This is a genomic window from Amycolatopsis sp. cmx-11-32 (genome assembly GCF_047608695.1).
In the GTDB taxonomy this organism is placed as follows: Bacteria; Actinomycetota; Actinomycetes; order Mycobacteriales; family Pseudonocardiaceae; genus Amycolatopsis.
In genome coordinates, this window is record NZ_JADNQN010000005.1 from 218,048 (window position 1) to 235,754 (window position 17,707).

Annotated in this window: 15 protein-coding genes and 1 tRNA gene; 10 read left to right on the forward strand and 6 right to left on the reverse strand. The window is 67.8% G+C overall.

The genetic code is table 11. The features are described 5' to 3' along the window. The first annotated feature begins 74 nt into the window (after window positions 1-74). A tRNA-Leu gene (locus tag ACM6LR_RS17195) sits at window positions 75-148 on the forward strand. A gap of 516 nt (window positions 149-664) precedes the next feature. Here ACM6LR_RS17195 and ACM6LR_RS17200 read toward each other — a convergent pair. Next, complete coding sequence (locus tag ACM6LR_RS17200) at window positions 665-787, reverse strand: hypothetical protein (protein WP_414938178.1); 123 nt, start codon at window positions 785-787, stop codon at window positions 665-667. A gap of 246 nt (window positions 788-1,033) precedes the next feature. Next, a complete protein-coding gene (locus tag ACM6LR_RS17205) occupies window positions 1,034-2,068 on the reverse strand; it encodes a PucR family transcriptional regulator (protein WP_414938179.1) in 1,035 nt (344 codons plus the stop codon). A 94-nt stretch (window positions 2,069-2,162) separates the two neighbouring features. On the opposite strand from ACM6LR_RS17205, the gene ACM6LR_RS17210 reads away from it, so the two are divergent. The 5 genes from ACM6LR_RS17210 (at window position 2,163) to ACM6LR_RS17230 (ending at window position 9,044) form a co-directional block, all read left to right on the forward strand. After that, complete coding sequence (locus ACM6LR_RS17210; RefSeq protein ID WP_414938180.1) at window positions 2,163-3,059, forward strand: alpha/beta hydrolase; 897 nt, start codon at window positions 2,163-2,165, stop codon at window positions 3,057-3,059. 124 nt (window positions 3,060-3,183) lie between these two features. Beyond that, entirely contained in the window at window positions 3,184-4,326 is a 1,143-nt protein-coding gene (locus tag ACM6LR_RS17215; protein ID WP_414944106.1) for a serine hydrolase domain-containing protein, read from the forward strand. Further along, window positions 4,323-6,125: an ABC transporter ATP-binding protein gene (locus ACM6LR_RS17220; protein WP_414944107.1), complete on the forward strand. Its 1,803-nt coding sequence runs from the start codon at window positions 4,323-4,325 to the stop codon at window positions 6,123-6,125. Before ACM6LR_RS17215 ends, ACM6LR_RS17220 begins: the two co-directional genes overlap by 4 nt. Before the next feature lie 5 nt (window positions 6,126-6,130). Continuing rightward, on the forward strand, window positions 6,131-7,837 hold the full coding sequence (locus ACM6LR_RS17225; RefSeq protein WP_414944108.1) for an ABC transporter ATP-binding protein: 1,707 nt from the start codon (window positions 6,131-6,133) through the stop codon (window positions 7,835-7,837). A gap of 394 nt (window positions 7,838-8,231) precedes the next feature. Next, window positions 8,232-9,044, forward strand: coding sequence for a hypothetical protein (locus ACM6LR_RS17230; protein WP_414938184.1), 813 nt, complete (start codon window positions 8,232-8,234; stop codon window positions 9,042-9,044). Here the strand turns inward: ACM6LR_RS17230 and ACM6LR_RS17235 are convergent. After that, window positions 8,944-9,483, reverse strand: a complete 540-nt coding sequence (locus ACM6LR_RS17235; RefSeq protein ID WP_414938185.1) for a GNAT family N-acetyltransferase — start codon at window positions 9,481-9,483, stop codon at window positions 8,944-8,946. The two genes, ACM6LR_RS17230 and ACM6LR_RS17235, sit on opposite strands and share 101 nt — an antisense overlap. A gap of 819 nt (window positions 9,484-10,302) precedes the next feature. Here ACM6LR_RS17235 and ACM6LR_RS17240 point away from each other — a divergent pair. Beyond that, window positions 10,303-11,058 (forward strand): class I SAM-dependent methyltransferase, encoded by a 756-nt coding sequence (locus ACM6LR_RS17240; protein WP_414938186.1) that lies wholly within the window; start codon window positions 10,303-10,305, stop codon window positions 11,056-11,058. A 325-nt stretch (window positions 11,059-11,383) separates the two neighbouring features. On the opposite strand, the gene ACM6LR_RS17245 is transcribed toward ACM6LR_RS17240, so the two are convergent. Genes ACM6LR_RS17245 through ACM6LR_RS17255 form a run of 3 tightly spaced genes read right to left on the reverse strand, consistent with a single transcriptional unit; the run spans window position 11,384 to window position 15,168 of the window. Then, complete coding sequence (locus tag ACM6LR_RS17245) at window positions 11,384-12,991, reverse strand: carboxylesterase/lipase family protein (protein ID WP_414938187.1); 1,608 nt, start codon at window positions 12,989-12,991, stop codon at window positions 11,384-11,386. A 60-nt stretch (window positions 12,992-13,051) separates the two neighbouring features. Beyond that, a complete protein-coding gene (locus ACM6LR_RS17250) occupies window positions 13,052-14,380 on the reverse strand; it encodes an FtsX-like permease family protein (RefSeq protein WP_414938188.1) in 1,329 nt (442 codons plus the stop codon). Next, on the reverse strand, window positions 14,377-15,168 hold the full coding sequence (locus ACM6LR_RS17255; protein ID WP_414938189.1) for an ABC transporter ATP-binding protein: 792 nt from the start codon (window positions 15,166-15,168) through the stop codon (window positions 14,377-14,379). The genes ACM6LR_RS17250 and ACM6LR_RS17255 overlap by 4 nt, the downstream gene beginning before the upstream one ends. 152 nt (window positions 15,169-15,320) lie before the next feature. Here ACM6LR_RS17255 and ACM6LR_RS17260 point away from each other — a divergent pair, with 152 nt between their 5' ends. The 3 genes from ACM6LR_RS17260 (at window position 15,321) to ACM6LR_RS17270 (ending at window position 17,598) form a co-directional block, all read left to right on the forward strand. Next, on the forward strand, window positions 15,321-16,127 hold the full coding sequence (locus ACM6LR_RS17260; protein ID WP_414944109.1) for a TetR/AcrR family transcriptional regulator: 807 nt from the start codon (window positions 15,321-15,323) through the stop codon (window positions 16,125-16,127). 808 nt (window positions 16,128-16,935) lie between these two features. Continuing rightward, window positions 16,936-17,316, forward strand: a complete 381-nt coding sequence (locus ACM6LR_RS17265) for a hypothetical protein (RefSeq protein WP_414938191.1) — start codon at window positions 16,936-16,938, stop codon at window positions 17,314-17,316. A gap of 57 nt (window positions 17,317-17,373) precedes the next feature. Continuing rightward, window positions 17,374-17,598: a hypothetical protein gene (locus tag ACM6LR_RS17270; protein ID WP_414938192.1), complete on the forward strand. Its 225-nt coding sequence runs from the start codon at window positions 17,374-17,376 to the stop codon at window positions 17,596-17,598. Window positions 17,599-17,707 lie beyond the last annotated feature (109 nt).

The following is a 17,707-nucleotide window of genomic DNA, read 5'->3' on the forward strand; positions in this document are numbered from 1 at the left end:
GTCCAGGCGGTCGTCACACTCCCGGGCCCGGCGAAGGACGCGTGGCCGTGATCCCGTAAAGTTCATCCGGCACCGCCCCCGTAGCCCAACTGGCAGAGGCAACGGATTCAAAACCCGTCCAGTGTGAGTTCGAATCTCACCGGGGGCACATTCAGCATCTACGCGGCCTTGTTGCGGACGCATCCGTACATCCGACGACCGCGTCCACAGGTGATCCGGCTCCGGAAGAGATGGGTGCGAGCGGTAAGCGGACGCTTGTTGGCTGTGTCGCCGTCACGAGATCCGCGCTTCGCGTCGACCTTGGTCGACAGGCAGTTGTACGAAGAGCTTCGAAGGTTTCTCGAGGTGTCGGGTTTCCAGCCTGCGACGCGCTGAACGCTCTCGCCGGCTCCGGTGATTAGGCGTTGCGCAAACGCCTGCATCAGGTGATGGGGATTGAGGCTCGGCCGTGAAGCCGCGCGAGAATCCGATCGCGCGGATCCTTCCCAATGCTCACCTTGAGCCTGCCGTGCGTGCCGCCGGCCGACGAGTCGGTCGGGTGCTGGCGTGGCGCCTGCTCGTTCGGCCAGAGCGGTGACCGTTGCGCGGACGCCACGGGCGTGAGCGTCGGCGAGGACAGCGTCGACCGCCGCTTGCACATCGTGATCCGTCGGGGCGGGTCGTTTCACTCGTGACCCTGCTTCCCGTTCGTCGTGTCGAGAAGTCGGCTGATCTGGTCACGCCGGGAACGCAGTCGTTGGCCGACGTAGGGCGCGAGCGCGTCCGCAGCTTCGAACTCGGTGTCCACTTCGGATAGATGTTCGCGCCAGACAGTAATGTTGGCAGGGGCGAGGGCGACGTTGCGGCAGGCCGGCGGTCGACAGTCTCCGAGGGTGGGAGTGGTGCCGTTCCCGTTGTGACACAAGGCTTTGCTCGCGTTGTGGACACAGGCGACGTAGCGTCCGGGGTAGCCGTGAGGGTCGTGGTCAGGCAGCTGCGGCGGAGGTGCTTGACTACTGGTGTTGTCCCGCTGCGGTGGCGCGGCGGGTCTCCCTTAGTCGTTGAGTAGCCGCCATGCGGTGAGGGCGAGTCTGGCCCGTAGTAGTCCGGTGGGCTCGGTGAGTTCGATGCCCAGGGTCTTTCCGAGCTGTTCGAGTCGGCGGGCGACGCTGCTGTGGTGCAGGTGGAGAAGATCAGCGGCCCGGCGTTGGGAGCCGGTGGTGCAGTAGGCGTCCAGAGTATCCAGATCTACTGGGCTGCCTGCCATTCCGGCGATCGCGGCCACGTCGGCGTTGTCTCGCACGGCGTCCTGGGGTATCTGTGCGAGCAGCGCTAACGCCCCCAGTTCGTCGTAGTGGACGACTGGCTGGTTGGCGGTGGTGAAGCGGAGGGCGGTGCGGGCTTTCCGCCAGGATTGATCGGGACTTTCGGCGGCGCCGATGCCCGCGCGTACGCCTGCCGGGAACCGGGCCGGGTCCACGGCGGTGGCCAGGATGACGCCCACGTCGGCGAGCGGTGCCGCCTTCACCAGGCGGGCAGCGCAGACCAGGCCGCTGACCTGGTCGAGCGGAAGCTGCGAGCGTACGGCGACGACGCGGACCGGCAGGTCGGCGGCGAAACCCAGGAGCCGTAGTGCCCGGGCTCTGGCCACCTGGTCGCTTTCGGAGCTGATCACCAGTTCGACGAGGGCGGGGTCGGCCATGGTGGTGCGGGCCGGGCCATACCTCTCGACGACCCCCGCGGCGGCGATGGCGAGCCGGTCAAGCAGCACCTCGTCGAGCGGGTCGGGCCGGTCGGGGCGTTCCAGCCACACCGTGCCGATTTCCTCCCCGTCCAGGATGATCGGTGCCGTGGTGGACGCGGGTAGTGGCGGGGCGAACGTTTCCCTGCCGTCCTGCGATACGCGGATCTCCCGGCCCATGCCGTGGAGCCGGATCCCTGCCCTGCACCCGGCCAGGCCCGCCGAGGCCCTGGTGAGCGCCGGGAGATCCACCCGGCGGCGCATCAACGTGTCGTAGAACATGACGACGCGGAGCGCGCCTTCGACGTGCGAATCCAGGTGCGACAGCCGCTGGGCCAATGCCTCCACAATCGGAGGGTAGCGCCGATCGGTGCGTGTTCGAGGTGAAACGCGCAACGGTTGGCGCATGATCTCGGTGGTGATGGCCGAGAGGATTGCCGCCATGGACCCCGAATTGGAAGCGTTCGTCCCGTTGTTGCCCACTCTCGACCCGACCGACCCGGTCGCCGCGCGCGAGATCTTCGCCGAATACGCGGCCGCGGTGCCGGCACCGGACACCACGGGGATGGAGATCGAGGACCGCACGGTCCCCGCCGATCCGGACGTGCCGGTGCGGATCTATCGCCCGCACCAGGCACAGGGCGCCGTCGTCTGGCTGCACGGCGGCGGATGGACCATGGGCACCCTGGACACCGAGCACAAGTGGGCCACGCGGATCGCCGACAGTTCCGGCGCGGTGGTGATCTCGGTGGGCTATCGCCTGGCCCCCGAGCACCGGTTCCCGGCCGCACTGGACGACGCCTACGCCGTGCTGGTCTGGACGGCCGAGCACGCGGCCGAACTCGGCGTCGACCCCGCTCGTATCGCGGTCGCGGGCCACAGCGCCGGCGGGTCGCTCGCGGCCGCGGTGGCCTTGCGAGCGCGTGATGCGCAGGGACCACCGATCCGCTTGCAGGTGCTGAACGAGCCGGCGCTCGACGACCGGCAGGAGACGTGGTCGGCGCGCAACTTCACGGACACGCCATGGGCCAATCGCGACCGGGTCGCCGCATGGTGGGGGCACTACCTCGGCGCCGCACCCGCCACTGGGTACGCCGCTCCGGCACGGGCCGCCGACCTGACCGGCCTTCCGCCCGCCTACATCGCCAGCGCGGAGTTCTGCCCGAACCGCGACGAAGACATCGCCTACGCGCTGCGCCTGCTGCGGGCGGGCGTCTCGGTCGAGCTGCACCAGTGGCCCGGCACCTTCCACGGATCGCTGGCGATCCAGTCCGCCGAGGTGTCCCAGCGGCAGTTCGCCGAAGTCGGCGCGGTCCTGCGCCGTGCACTGGCGACGTGAGCCATCGATGTCCAGAGCACGAGGTGTCCTGAAGATCGGACTGGCCGCATGTGCCAGCGTCGCCGTGCTGAGTGTCAGTGCCGGCACGGTGACGGCAATACCCGCCCCCAAAGGAGAAGCGGCCGTGCTGGCTGACACCACGAGCCCGTCGACCGTCCTCGATCCGACCGAGCTGAAGTCCACTATGGACAGTGTGCACCGCGCGGGGTTGCCGGGTGTGTACGCCGAGGTGCGCGACGCCGGACAGGTGTGGCGCGGCGCCTCCGGGGTCGCCGATCTCCGGACCGGCCGTCCCATCCGGCCCGACATGCGGCAGCGCGTCGGCAGCATCACCAAGACCTTCACCGCCGCCGCAATCCTGCAGCAGGTCGAGAAGGGTCGGCTCCAGCTCGACGCGCCGATCGGCCGCTGGCTGCCGCTGCTGGTGCCGGGAGAACGCGGCAACAAGATCACGGTCCGGATGCTGCTCAACCACACCAGCGGCTTCCCCGACTACCTCCCCTATGCGTTCCCGTCTCTGCAAGAGGTCCCACCATCGCCCAAGAGCCTGGACGACAACCGGTTCAGGCGGTTTCGCCCGGCCGAGCTGATCGAGATGGGAGTGACGGCGCCTGCCGCAGGCGAGCCGGGAAGCACGCCCGGGGTGTACTCCAACACGAACTACCTGCTCCTCGGCCAACTCCTGGAGCGGGTGACCGGCACCACGGCCGAGAAGTACATCACCCGCAACGTCATCGAGCGCGCTGGGCTCCAGCACACCGAGTTTCCGGACGGGCCACAGATCGAGGGGCCGCACTCGCGGCTGTACGAGGCGCTGTTCGGCTTGATCGACCCGCCGCGGGACTACAGCGTCTACGACATGTCCTGGGTGGGGCCTGCGGCCTCGCTGGTATCGACTGTCAAGGATCTCAACCGCTTCTACGGCAAGCTGCTCGACGGCAAGATCGTCAAGCCGTCATCGCTGGCACAGATGCAGCGCACGGTCCCGGTCATCGCGCTGGACGGGAAGAAGATCGACTACGGCCTCGGTCTGCACAAGCTTACGATCCCGGACTGCGGCACCTTCTGGGGCAGCGACGGCACGGTCTGGGGAGCCTTGACGATGTCTTGGATCCGCGCCGACGGCAAGCGGCGGCTGTCCGTCGCGATGAACCTCGCACGGTGGAACAAACCGAACTCCTCGGGCGAGCCACCGCACCACCCCATCGACGACGCGCTGTCGACCTTCCAGCGGCAAGCACTGTGTGGCGACGGAAACGCCCGATGACCACCACCGACCTCGCCGAGGCGAGCGAGCAGTCCACATCAGACTCCGCGGCGGAAGAGAGCACGGCACGGCTGCTGCGCCCTTATCTCGGGAGTTTCGCGGCCGTTGCGATCCTGCAGATCATCGGCGCTATCGCGGGGTTGGCGCCCCTGCTTGCGGTGGTCGAATTGGGTCGCACCCTGTTGTCGCCAGGCCCAATCGATCGTGATCATGTCTGGTTCGTCGTGATCGCGGGTGTGGTCGGCTTGTTCGTCCGGCTGCTGTGCACGGGCGCGTCGTCCGGAATCGGGCACATCCTCGACGGCCAGGTACAACTGTCGTTCCGACGAGCTCTGGCCGCGCGGCTGGGGCGCGTACCGATCGGCTGGTTCTCCCGGCGCCGAACCGGCGAGCTGGCAAAGGTGGTGGGCGAGGACGTGAGTGCCGTCCATCCGTTCATCGCCCACACCCCCGGCGAGCTCGTCTCCGCGTTCGTGGTGCCGCTGGTGTCGCTGATCTACCTGTTCACCATCGACTGGCGGCTCACGCTGATCACGCTGATTCCGGTGGTGCTGGCAGTGGCGCTGGTCCCCCTGATGATGACCCCGACCCGGCTGCGCGAGCAGAAGGAGTTCGACGGGGGAATGGGGCGGATCGCGAGTTCGGCTGTCGAGTTCGTACAGGGCATCTCGGTGGTCAAGGCGTTCGGTGGAGGCGAGCGCGCCCATCGTAAGTTCCGCACGGCCGTAGACGATTTCGTCGACGCCTTCTACCGGATGGTGCGCGGTCTCTCCGGAATCGCCGCGGGGATGCAGCTGGCGCTGGCGCCGCCGTTCGTGCTGCTGGTCGTGGTGATCGGCGGTGCGGGGATGATCACGACCGGTGGCATGGCACCGGCCGACCTAATGCCCTTCCTGTTGCTCGGACTGGGCCTGACCGCTCCGGTGGCGGCGCTGGGCCACGGTTTCGACGATATGCAGGCCGCCGGTCGCGCGGTCGGCCGGATCCGGGACGTGCTCAAGGTGCAGTCGCTACCGGAGCCCGCGAACCCGGTCGCACCACAGGGACACCGGGTGGAACTGCGTGACGTTCGATTCGGCTACAAGGCCGATCACGAGGTGCTGCGCGGGATCGACCTGGTGCTCGAGCCGGGGACGGTCACCGCGGTCGTCGGGCCGTCGGGAAGCGGGAAGTCCACGCTGGTTCAGCTGTTGCCTCGGTTCTTCGACCCGACCCACGGTTCGGTCGTCCTCGGCGGTGTCGATCTGCGCGAGCTCGGCAGCCGGGAACTCTACCGGACGGTCTCCTTCGTCTTCCAGGATGTTCGCCTGCTGCGCGCGTCGGTCGCGGACAATATCGCGCTGGCGGTACCGCACGCTGACCTCGATGACGTGGTTCGCGCCGCCCGGCTGGCGAACATTCATGACCGAATTCTCGAGCTGCCGCGCGGATACGAAACGGTGCTCGGTGACGACGTCAAACTGTCGGGCGGTGAGGCACAGCGGATCTCGATCGCACGCGCACTGCTCGCCGACACGCCCGTTCTGGTGCTCGACGAGGCGACCGCCTTCGCCGACCCGCAGACCGAACAGGCAATGCGCCAGGCCCTCGCGACGCTGGAAGGCGATCGGACGATTCTGGTCATCGCCCACCGCCTGGAGACGGTCGCCGACGCTGACACCGTCGTGCTGCTGGAGCGCGGGTCGATCGTCGAGCGCGGCAAGCCCGCCGAGCTGCTGGCACAGCACGGAAAGTTCGCCGCGTTCTGGCAATCCCACCGATCGGCGATCGCCGATGAGCAAGGAGCCGAACTTCTATGATTCGAATGCTGCTGCGCGTGCTGGGACACGAGTACGCCCAGCCGGTGCGTCGCACCGTGGCACTGATGACGGCGACCGCAGTGCTCGAGGGGCTGTCCTGCGCACTGCTGGTTCCTGTGCTGCGGGCACTGTTCGGCAACACCCCCGCAGATGTGCGGCCCTGGCTGATCGCGTTCGGGGCCGCGGTCGCGGTCTACGCGGTGCTGCGCTACATCAGCGATCTGTCCGGTTTCCGCGCCGGGACCACGCTGTTGCGCGGGATGTATCACCGGCTCGGTGATCATCTAGCCCGATTGCCCATCGGCTGGTACGGCGCGGGCCGGGTCGGGGAGGTGTCCGTACTGGCCAGCCGCGGCCTCCTGGCGGCGATGAGCGTGATCGCGCATTTGCTGGCACCGTTCATCTCCGCCTGCGTGACTCCGCTGACGATCGTCGTCGTGATGCTCGCCGTCGACTGGCGGATGGGGCTGGCCGCCCTGGTCGCCGTACCAGTCGTGGCAGCGATCCAGGTCCGGACGGGACGCTCGATGGCCGCCACCGATGCGGAGCGCCACGAACGCGACCACGAGGCCACCGCACGCGTCATCGAATTTCTCCAGGCTCAGCCGGTGCTGCGAGCCGGCGGCCGAACCGGCGAACGTTTCCAGTTGCTCGACGACTCGCTGCGTGAAGTCCAGCGCGCGTCCCGCCGTTCCACGCTGTCAGCCCTGCCCGGCGCATTAGGCTTGACGCTCACAGTGCAGGCGATGTTCACCGTGTTGTTGGTACTGGGCGCCTTCCTCGCGCTCGGCGGGAACATCGGTGCGGCAGAGATTCTGGCAATCCTGGTGCTGGCCGCCCGCTGCGCGGATCCGCTGCAGTCGCTGGCGGAGTTCGGTGGCAAACTGCGCGGCGCACGTTTCGAGTTGGCGAGACTCGACACGGTATTGCGCACCGAGCCGCTGACCGAGCCTCCCGAACCGGTCCAGCCGGTAAGTTATGACCTGGAGTTCGAGTCCGTCACCTTCCGGCACGGCGACCGCATTGTGTTCGACGACGTGTCGTTGTCCGTTCCGCAGGGACAGCGGCTCGCCGTCGTCGGCCCGTCTGGTGCGGGTAAGAGCACATTGCTGCAGTTGCTCGCGCGGTTCTACGACGTGGACGCGGGTGCTGTGCGCGTGGGAGGCGTGGACGTGCGCGGGATCAGCACTGAGGTGTTGATGGCGCAGATCGCCATCGTCTTCCAGGACGTCTATCTCTTCGAAGGCACGATCGAGGAGAACGTGCGTCTCGGCCGTCCCGAAGCGGGCGTTGCCGAGGTGCGGGCAGTAGCGACCGCTGCGCGGTTGGACGAGGTGATCGAGCGACTGCCTGATGGGTTGGCGACTCAAGTCGGCGAGGGCGGCGCACTGCTGTCGGGTGGTGAGCGCCAGCGTGTCTCGATCGCGCGAGCGCTGCTGAAGAATGCGCCCGTCGTGCTGCTGGACGAGGTGACCTCCGCATTGGACCCGGTGAACGAGGCGGCCGTCCACGAGGGAATCGAGCGCCTGATGGCGGGCCGGACGGTGGTGATGGTGGCGCATCGGATGCGGACCGTCCGACGCGCCGATCGAGTCGTCTTTCTGGACGGCGGTCGGATCGTGGAGGAAGGCAGCCACGACGAGCTACTGCGCCGCGGCGGCCGCTACGCCGATTTCTGGAGTATTTCCATGACACCGGTAGCAAGTGAATGAGTCGGTACGTTGCTCGGCGGCCGAGCCGGCTTTGGGCTCGGCCCTGGCGGATCGTGTGGTGGTTTGTACGGCCGACCATTTTCCGGTCGCGTGCGGAACGCGCTGTCATGCCGCTGATCGGGAACTATTCGTCCCGTATCCGCCCGACGCGTTCGGCGGTTCGCGCGGCGAGGTAGTCGGCCCAATCACCGTCGACGCTGTCCTGTTCGGCAACGAGGGACAACTGCTAGGGGCGGGGCGGTGTCGACACCATCAACGCCACCGGCCTCACCGCCAACAATTTCGGAGCCCTCTCTCCGTGGTTGGACAACGGCATCGGGTGGCGGGCCCTGCCGGCAGATTTCCCGCCCCGGACCGTGCCCCGCAGGCGTTCCGCCGCGCGGAGAGAAGGCCGGTGCGACGCAGCGGCCGCCCGGCGGGCTGCGCGACCGGGTTCGACGACGTCAACGAGCTGACCACACGGCTCGCCAAAGCCGTGGAGGACCTGCGACAGGCAGAGAAGGCTGTGAGTGACGACGCAGCCGTGATGAACGGTCTCGTCGACAAGGTGCGCACTCATGCCAACGGCAAGGACGCAAGATCCGTCGCGGACCGCGAAGCCCCTCGGCTCGCGGATCTCATCGTGCGGTTGCGGGCGGACCGGAGCCTCGCTGCCGACGCAGAGCGGATCGCGAGCCAGTTCGAGCAACGGGTGGCGACTTTGCGCGACGATCTTGACCAGCACGACGAACGCGTCCGAACGGCCAACGAGTCCGTCGCGGTCGACCGCGTGGCACGGGTGGTCCACGCGCTGCTGGCTCCCGGCGCCGGCCGCTCGGACGCCCAGGTGATGTTGTTCGCCGCCGCACGCGTCCTGGTCGACGCGCCGTTCCGCGTCCGCCTGCTCAAGCCCCACACCGACCTCGTCCTCGACCGGGTCGACGTCGCCGAGCTGAAGAACTTCTCAGGCGGGCAACGGGTGACCGCCGGTGTGCTGCTATACGCGACGATGGCACGAGTGAAGGCCGCGGGCAACGACGCATCGATCGGCTGGCTGTGGCTGGACAATCCGTTCGGCCAGGCTTCAGTAGACCAGTTGATACGAAGGCGGGTCGGACGGTGGTGGTTCAGGCGGGTCCTGGATCTGTTGCCAGGCGGGCGTGGCGTTCCACGTCGAAGCGCGTGCCGTTGTACAGCAGTTTGGCCCGCTCCACCCCCTCGGGTGTGAACCCGGCAGCCAGCGCGACCTTGCAGGAGGCAGGGTTGTCGACCCGGTGACCCAGTTCCAGGCGGAAGAGCGTCAGCTCTGCAAACGCCCACCGAGCGGCGACCCGGCAGGCCCGCGAGGCCAGGCCTTGGCCCTGCGCCCGTTCGCGGACCCAATAGGACATCCAACCGGTCAGGTGACGACGGTCCACGTTCGACACCGCCACGTTGCCGACCGGTGAGCCCTGTGCGTCCAGGACGGCGAAAGCGAAGGCCGTGCCAGCGGACCGGGCAAGGTCCCCGTCGGCTATCCACCCCTCCGCAGCCGCTACCGTGTCCACCGGCTTATCAAACTGGCGGGCCATCAACGGCTCCCGCGCCGCCGCGAGCACGACCGGCGCGTCCGCGCGCCGCCAGGGCCGCAGGAGCACGCTGCCGCCAGTGTCCAAGATCTTGCCCACGATCTTGACCTTCCACCAAATTCGTATGTCCCAGCAACTCAATTAGCCCGCGCCGCGGCGCTCGCGCCGATTACAGGCGGTGAAACTAAGCTGGCCATCCCTGGGGAATTTGAGCTGGTCACTGACAAGTAGCGGAACAGCCGTCCGCTGTGCCCCCCAGTAGACGCTGACGGTGGGGCGTACGTCGATCACTAGGTTCTGGCCTGAGGTTCCCGGGCGGGGAGTCGTGCGTGGCGACGCAGGTGTTCACGGACGAGGAATTTGAAGCGTCTGCGGGAGTTCCCGGAGGTCGACCGGGACGAGTTGGCCCGGTTCGGCCACCGCCGCCCGTACGGGGTAGCGCCGAGGTAAGCCCAAAAGCCGCCAATACTTGATCTTGCGGGGCGGTAGGGCGGGCCTTGCCCTGTAACGCGAGCGCCGCGTGCAGCCGCCTCGATAGCAACCCCCTGCGCCGACACGTCCTGACTCAGCCGCCAGTGCAGGCCCTTCACCTGCGGGCCTGACGAGGAGTCGCTTCGGCTGGGACTGGAGCTCAGAGCCGGTGAACGACAGCGCCCGCCACGTTCGCGTGGCGGGCGTATCCCTCATGCGCGGTCGGATTCTTAAGACCGCTGCAGGTGGACGGCCTGTCGGATTTATTCGCGCGACTCCTCGGCGGGCCACCCGAGGCGCCACCGACTTCACGCTGAACACGTCCGACGGCAACGTGCTCGGCAACCGTGGCTATTACCGCTGGTCGGCGATATCCGCCAGGCTTTTCCCGGATATTACAAGCGACCCCTGCTGGCAACTTCGGCACCGCTCAGGCGTCCTGTCAGCATGACTTCGACTCCGGAGAGCGGTGTGGCTTCTGCTGATCCTGCCCGGGAAAACGGCTATGATGGTATCGCCGAGGGATATTCGGCCGAGACCGAGACCAGCTTGATGAACGCGTACTACGAGCGGCCCGCGATGCTGGCGCTCGTCGGCGACGTGACCGGTCGGCGGATCCTCGACGCGGGTTGCGGCTCGGGGCCCCTGTTCGCCGCGCTGCGCGATCGAGGTGCGGTCGTGACCGGTGTCGACGCGAGCGCAGGCATGGTGGAGCTGGCTCGGCGACGGCTGGGCGCGGGTGCCGACCTGCGGGTCGCCGATCTGGCTGATCCGCTGCCCTTCTCCGACGGTGAGTTCGACGACGTCGTCGGGTCCCTGGTGCTGCACTACCTGCAGGACTGGGGGCCGACGCTGACCGAACTGCGACGCGTCCTGACACCCGGCGGGCGGCTCATCGTCTCGGTCGACCATCCTTTCGCAATCACCCTGATGCAGCGCGAGGCCGGGGACAAACCCCGCTATTTCCAGACCCGCTACCGGACTGAAGAATGGACACTGGGCGGCCAGTCCACCCGGTTGACCTTGTGGGACCGCCCGCTGCACGCGATGACCGATGCCTTCACCGCGGCCGGGTTCCGCATCAACGTCATCAGCGAGCCACCGCCCGCGCCCGAAGCCCGCGAGCTGTTTCCCGAGGAATTCCGGGAAATCACCGGCACGAGGTTCCTGGGCTTCCTCTTCTTCGTCCTGCGGGCCGGCTGACCAGGGACAGCCACCGCATTCGTAGCCGGATCCGCTTGCCTGCAACGTTTCCTCGGGCAGGTCGCAGTAGCCGACGGGGTTCTGCGAGCCGGTCTCGACCGGGTCCGGCTGGCCGAGGTACGCCTCGCGGACTGAACGCTTTCTCGATCACCTTCAGTGACCGCTGGCCGGGCGTCGAGACCTGCTGACAACCACGGCCGGAAACACCGTTCGCGTTACAGTCCCCCAGAAACGTCGGCGGCTCTTGGCGCCACCGACGTCCCTGTGTCCGAATAAATGATTTTACGGGCCTAACCCCTATCGGTTCCGAGGGTGGACGTTGGTGCTATCGCTGGTCGAGTGATCGCCAGAAGTCGGCTTGGTGTTCGCGGTCGAAGGCGGTTTGCTTGATGCCGCGGGGTCCTGGTGCGAGTGACTGGGCGTCGTCGCCGGTGTTGTGGTCCTGTGGCCAGTAGGGTGTGTGCGGGCTGTTCGGGTTTCCGGTGCGTGCGAATTGCGTCCAGTATCGGATGATTGTGGCGGACAGGTGTTTCTGATTTCGGGTCAGTTGGCCGCCGAAGTAGTCGGCGTCGAAAAGGTACTGCAGTTCGGCCGCGTGGTACGCGCCGGTGGGGAAGCTGGGTGGGGGCAGGGTTGTCACCCAGGGGGTGTGTTCGTCGGCGAATTCGTAGGTGTAGGTCGGAACCTGCCTGGCGAGCAGCCGGCTGACCTGTCCGGCTGAGTGTGCCCAGATGCCGTCGGTCACTGCGGCGGACAGTGCGAGGCTGGGTGAGGCGTAGTGGTTGCTGGGGTAGCGGGCCAGGATGCCGGGTGCCTTGTCGGTGCCGAAGATCGTTTCGATTTCGGTGCGGTAAGCCGCGTCCGTGAGGGGTGGCCTACCCAGGAGTTCCGAGCCTGCCACGAACATGCGGTGCTCGTCGCGGGTCATTCCGTTCATCACGGGTACGTGGTTGAACCGGCCCGTGCTCAACGCTTGTTGCGGGGACAGCGGCAGTTCGCCGCCTCCGCCGTACACCGGACCCCACCCGTAGTTCGACTGCGGCAATAGCTCCTTTGTGGACTTGCCACGCAAGCAGGCCGCCGCCGTGGTGGGGTCGGGGCAGCCGAGCTGCCCGGCAACCGCGGCGCTGTGCTGGCGGGCTTCCTGACGGGACCGCGGCAGCCAGTTGCCCGAGGCGTCCGTCCAGGTCCCGGTGCATGGTCCACTCTGGATGATGGTGCGGTGGAACAGACCAGCCGATCCGGGGGACACCAGGTGGGCGCAGGTGCTGATGCCACCGGCGGATTCGCCGAAGATCGTGACGTTGTTCCCATCGCCACCGAAGGCCGCCGCGTTGCGCCGCACCCAGCGCATGGCCTCCTGCTGGTCCTGCAGCCCGAAGTTGCCCGATGGCCGCGCCGTGTCCAGTGCCGGATGCGCCAAGAAACCGAACAGGCCGAGTCGGTAGTTGATCGTCACCACGACAACAGCACCGTCGACCGCCAGATCCCTGGCCTGGTACATGCTGCCGGAGCCGTGCGCGAAGCCGCTGCCGTGGATCCAGACCATCACCGGGAGCTTGCGTCCGGATGTCCGCCGGGGGGTGGTCACGTTGAGGTACAGGCAATCCTCGCTTTCGCTGCGCTTCTCACCGAGCAGCCCATCGTTCTGTGCGCAGGTGTTGCCGGGTCTGCTGGCGTCGCGGGGCGTGTTCCAGGGTGTCACCGGTTGGGGCGGTGCCCATCGCAGCGGACCGACCGGCGGTGCCGCGTACGGAATCCCCTGGAACGTCCGGTGGTCTTTGGCGACCACTCCCCGCACCGCCCCGGAGCCGGTCCGCACGATCGCGGAATCCGGGCTGCCGCCGGCGGGCTCGGCGGCAGCAGGTACCGCGCTGCCGAGCGACGCGACCAGGCTGGTCGCGATCAGAAGCGAACGCAGTGCACGAGTCATCAAGGTCATCTCCCCATTTCCCATCATCAGTCAGGTGTTGCGGCACGGCTTTGGTGGGTCTCAATTGGTCAGTGCCGTGATCGGCTGTTGCCGAGTCGCGCGGAGGGTGGGCAGCAGGGTGGCGGCGGCGGTGATCGCGGCGGCGCCCGCGATGATGGCCAGGTACATCCACAGTGGACCGCCTGGTATCGGTGAGCGGGTTTTGACCAGGCTGTAGGGGATCGTCGTGGTCAGTGCCGCGAGCGACCCGAGCACGATCGCGACGACGGCCGAGACGATGGTTTCCACCGCCACCATGCCCAGTACCTGTTGCCGGGTCGACGCGGTCAGGCGCAGGAGGCCGAACTCGCGCCGACGGTGCCAGGTCGCGGCGATCAGTGAGTTCGTCACCGCGATCGCGCAGAACGCGATGATCATGGCCACGATGAGGTAGTTCGCCGCGGCGAACTGCGGGCCGATGTCGTCGGGCGGGCGGGTAGCGGCCGTGCTGTCTTCGGTGCTCTGCATGTACAGCGTGCCGACCGCGATCCCGACGAGCAGTGTGAGCGGGCCGATGATGGTGCCCGCGCGCGGCGCGCGGGCACCGAGGTTGCGCAGCGCGAGCCGGCCTACTCCACCGGGCAGCCAGTCGGCGGCCCGGCAGACCGCGGCGACCACCGCCGGGCTGAGCAGCGCGAGCCCGATCGCCGTCGCGATGCAGGCCGGCCCGGCCGCGGCACCGAGCAGTGGCCCGTCCGGCATGGCCAGTGTCCCGATCCCGGTCCCGATGCCGGCCAAGACGAAGACGCCGCCGAGCCACAGCTTCGTCCGCGACAGCGCGGTGGCATGGTCCGGGGCGTCCGCGGCGCCTGCCAACGCCCGCACCGGCGCGACCCGCGCCGCCCGGCGCCCGGCGAAGACCGAGGCGAGGGCGGCGGACAGCAGAGCGACCGTTGCGCCGGCGACCACGGTGCGCCAGGTGGCCACCAACCCACCGGTGGTGACGACCCCCAGTCCGGTCATCCGGTCGAGCAGGAACGAGCCGAGCCCGATGCCCGGCGGCACACCGAGGATCACCGCGGGTATCGCCACCGCGACGGTCTCCACCACGACCATGCGCCGGACCTGGCCCGGTGTCGTGCCGACGGCGCGCAGCAGCGCGAGTTCGTGTTCCCGTTGCTGGATTACCAGGGACACAGTGGACACCACGCCGAACGCCACCACCACGACGGTCCAGCCGCCCATGATGACGGCCAACATGCCCAGTGCCTCCGAGGCGGAGGAGTATCCGGTTTCGGCGAGCGCCGCGAACGCGGTCAGCAACGCGGTGCCCGCGAACATCGCGCTCCCCGAGGCGAGGTAGGCCGGTATCCGGGTGCGCACGGTGCGTAGGGCGAGCCTGCCGATCATCGCCCGGCTCCCACCGGCGCGCCCAGCGTCGCCATCCGGGCGGCCACGGCCTCGGCGCGGGGCCGGACCACGGTGTCGACCACCCGGCCGTCGGCGAAGAACACGACGGCGTCGGCGACCGACGCCGCGACCGGGTCGTGGGTCACCATCACGATCGTGCGGCCGGCACCGCTGACCGCGTCGCGCAGCAACTCGAGCACCTGCGCCGCGGAACGGCTGTCCAGCGCGCCGGTCGGCTCATCGGCGAAGATCACCGCGGGCTCGCTCAGCAGCGCGCGGGCGATGGCCACCCGCTGCTGCTGCCCACCAGACATCGCGGCCGGCCGGGCGTCCGCGTGTTCGGTGAGCCCGAGCCGCGCGAGCACGTCGCGCACGGCCGACCCGGCGACCCGGCGGCCGGCGAGTTCCGCAGGCAGCGTGACGTTCTGGCGGACGGTCAGCGTCGACACCAAATTGTAGGCCTGGAACACGAAACCGAGACGGTCGCGGCGGAAGCGGGTCAGCGCGGCTTCGTCCAGCCCGGTCAGCTCGGTGCCCTCGATCGTCACCGAGCCGGACGTCGGCCGGTCCAACCCGGCGGCACACTGCAGCAGGGTGCTCTTGCCGGAGCCGGACGGGCCCATCACCGCGGTGAACGTCCCGCGTGGGAACGCCACCGTCACGCCCTCCAGCACCCTGCGGGCAGCGGGACCAGTTCCGTAGGTCTTGACCAAATCGCGGACGGCCACGCTGGGCCGAGACCCAAGCTGCTCGGCCGCCAAGCCTGTTGAGTACGTTGTACGAGTCATAAATACACCGTACATGGTGCCATCACGAGCTCGACTTGGACGTACGAAAATGTTCATATAGCCAGGTAACTGCCCATGTATTCGCCGTGTGCCTCGTACGTCACGTATAATTTCGTCACAACTAGAGTTTCGTGACGAAAAGGAGGAGGCGGATGGCCGAGTGCCTGGTGTGCGGACGGCCGCTGCCCGACCCCGGCCGAGGTCGGCCGCCGCGGTACTGCTCGCGCGCCTGCCGTGCCCGGGCCTACCGCGAGCGGGTCGCCCGCAAACAACGCCACGACTTCGCACTGCCCGAAACCGTCAGCACAACCCTCAGTGTCGAGCGGATCGTCCGGGCCGCGATCGCGCTGGCCGACCGAGAAGGCGACGTCGGCCTCTCGATGCGCCGCACCGCCGCGGAACTCGGAGTGGGCACGATGTCGCTCTACCGCTACCTCCCGGACAAAGAGGAACTCGGCGGACTGATGATCGACACGGTTTTCGGCGACCGCCCCCTGCCTGAACCCGGCCCCGGCGGCTGGCGCGCGAAACTCGAACTGTCCGCCCACCGCGAATGGGACATCTATCTGCAGCACCCGTGGATTCCCCGGATCTTCGCGCTGACCACCCGGCCACCGCTCGCACCTCGCATGATGGCCTACACCGACTGGCGGATCCGCGCCGTCGACGGCCTCGGCCTGGACTTCCCCACCATGGTCCGCACCGCCATCGCGATCTCCGCCCACGTACAGAGCGCGGCTTTGCCGCTATCCCGCGAGCGACACTCGAAAGACACCCGCGGGGAATGGCTCGACGCCCGCAGCGCCCGGATCCGGGAGACCTTCGGTCCCCACGGCCTCTCGATGATCGCCCGATTCGACACGGACGCCATCGCCGCGTCCGAACCCGCCAGCATCTTCGAGTTCGGCCTTCAACGCCTACTCGACGGAATCGCCCAACTCCTTCCGCCAGGCACATAACCCACCGACGCACACCACGAATCGCGAACCTTGACCTCACCGAACGTGAGAACCGCCGCCGTGACCGAGACCACGGGTGCGGCGCCGACGATTCTCCGAAGTCTTTTTCCGATGCGCTGGCGGCTTCGGGCGCGTACGCGGCGAGGCACCGAATTGTCGTGCAAATCGAGTGAATCGCTATCGCAGACCGCCGAGCCGAATGCCTCTTCTCGGTCCAGCGCGGCGGCCCACCGCCGGGAGTCAATCGTGCTCCAGTAGGTCGCCTGCACAGCCGGGCCGTCATTGCCCGGCTCACCCCGGATGGGTTGATACTCGTCTACACATGGTCGGGGAAGTGCTGCCGGCACCAAGTGGTGTTCCGGCCGTGTCGGGCCTTCTACGGCGACCACGGTCACCTCGATGATTCTGCCGTTCCCATCCCGGAGCCCAGATATCGGCGTCGAACGTCACCGGAACCCACCGCCACCGCCCTCCGGGATTGCCAAACACCCGCTGCCGGTGGTCCCTTCGTCGTGGCAGGCGACACCACGGCCCAGCGTTTCCCCATGACTTTTCCCCCGGTCGAGTGGTCGTCGCGTCGATTTCCAGCCCGAACTCGTCGTCCGGTCGAAGACAGCCCCCACCGGGCAACAAAGGCCGGACAGTGGGAGATCGCCGGGAAGACCCGGTCCTCGGGTTCGACATTGTGTGCACACTCGGCGTCCCTGGGCTTCTGGCGAACGCGCCGAGGGGTGCCGCTGGGGACTACCCTGAGATCTACTCGTGGCCCGGCCCCGCCATCATCTGTCAACGGCGAGAGGTACCTGCGATGCTGTACTCGACGAACGTCCATTCCTCCGGCCGCGCCAGCCTGCAGTTGGACGTACTCGGCCCCGTGCTCGGCCCAGCGACGGTGTCTCTGCAGAAACTGATCATCGGGGTGATCGTGTCGAACGTTCCGGAGACGCTCGTGATCAATCTCGGTCGCACCACCGCGCTCAGCCTGGCCGGTGTGAATACGCTGCTCACCGGCTACACCACCGCGATCGACTACGGCACGAACTACCGGGTCCTGCACGCCCACGGCCCAGTCCTCGACATCCTCCACAGCACCGGCACCCGCGAAGTCCTCGCCGACAGCAACGACCTCGGCGCACTGCTATTGGCCGCCCTCCTCTCGCCCGTCACCGTCCCGCCGACCGCCACCTGACTGACGACGATGAAAGCCGGTCTTCGGTGAAGGCCTTTCCGCCTTCTGGGATTGGCCGTGGCTTTGCCGAGGCTGAAAATACAGACGGTCCTGCACCACCGTGCCGCCGCCCGTGGCGAGCTGCCCGAAGCCACAGTTCGCCAACGAACTGTCATCGCGCGGGCCAAGGGTGCGCTCGCAGAGTACGGCGCCTCGGTATGCATGACGGCGTTCGGGCAATTGCGCGAGTACGACCACATCACCGCGCTGCCCTTCACGCCTCTCCGGCCGGAATCTGGTTGAGAAAGCATTCCGGCGGGTAGCCTGAAATGGTGGCGGTTGGTTGAGCAACCAGCTGACCGTCACTGCAACAGCGATTCGATGTCGGCTTTCCTCGACCAAGCCGCTCGAT

What these genes read in the sequence shown, in the direction of transcription:
- ACM6LR_RS17210 (WP_414938180.1), top strand. Translation starts at nt 2,163, where the DNA reads ATGGACCCCGAATTGGAAGCGTTCGTCCCGTTGTTGCCCACTCTCGAC.
- ACM6LR_RS17220 (WP_414944107.1), top strand. Translation starts at nt 4,323, where the DNA reads ATGACCACCACCGACCTCGCCGAGGCGAGCGAGCAGTCCACATCAGAC.
- ACM6LR_RS17225 (WP_414944108.1), top strand. Translation starts at nt 6,131, where the DNA reads ATGCTGCTGCGCGTGCTGGGACACGAGTACGCCCAGCCGGTGCGTCGC.
- ACM6LR_RS17240 (WP_414938186.1), top strand. Translation starts at nt 10,303, where the DNA reads ATGACTTCGACTCCGGAGAGCGGTGTGGCTTCTGCTGATCCTGCCCGG.
- ACM6LR_RS17245 (WP_414938187.1), bottom strand. Translation starts at nt 12,991, where the DNA reads ATGACTCGTGCACTGCGTTCGCTTCTGATCGCGACCAGCCTGGTCGCG.
- ACM6LR_RS17250 (WP_414938188.1), bottom strand. Translation starts at nt 14,380, where the DNA reads ATGATCGGCAGGCTCGCCCTACGCACCGTGCGCACCCGGATACCGGCC.
- ACM6LR_RS17255 (WP_414938189.1), bottom strand. Translation starts at nt 15,168, where the DNA reads ATGACTCGTACAACGTACTCAACAGGCTTGGCGGCCGAGCAGCTTGGG.
- ACM6LR_RS17260 (WP_414944109.1), top strand. Translation starts at nt 15,321, where the DNA reads ATGGCCGAGTGCCTGGTGTGCGGACGGCCGCTGCCCGACCCCGGCCGA.
- ACM6LR_RS17265 (WP_414938191.1), top strand. Translation starts at nt 16,936, where the DNA reads ATGCTGTACTCGACGAACGTCCATTCCTCCGGCCGCGCCAGCCTGCAG.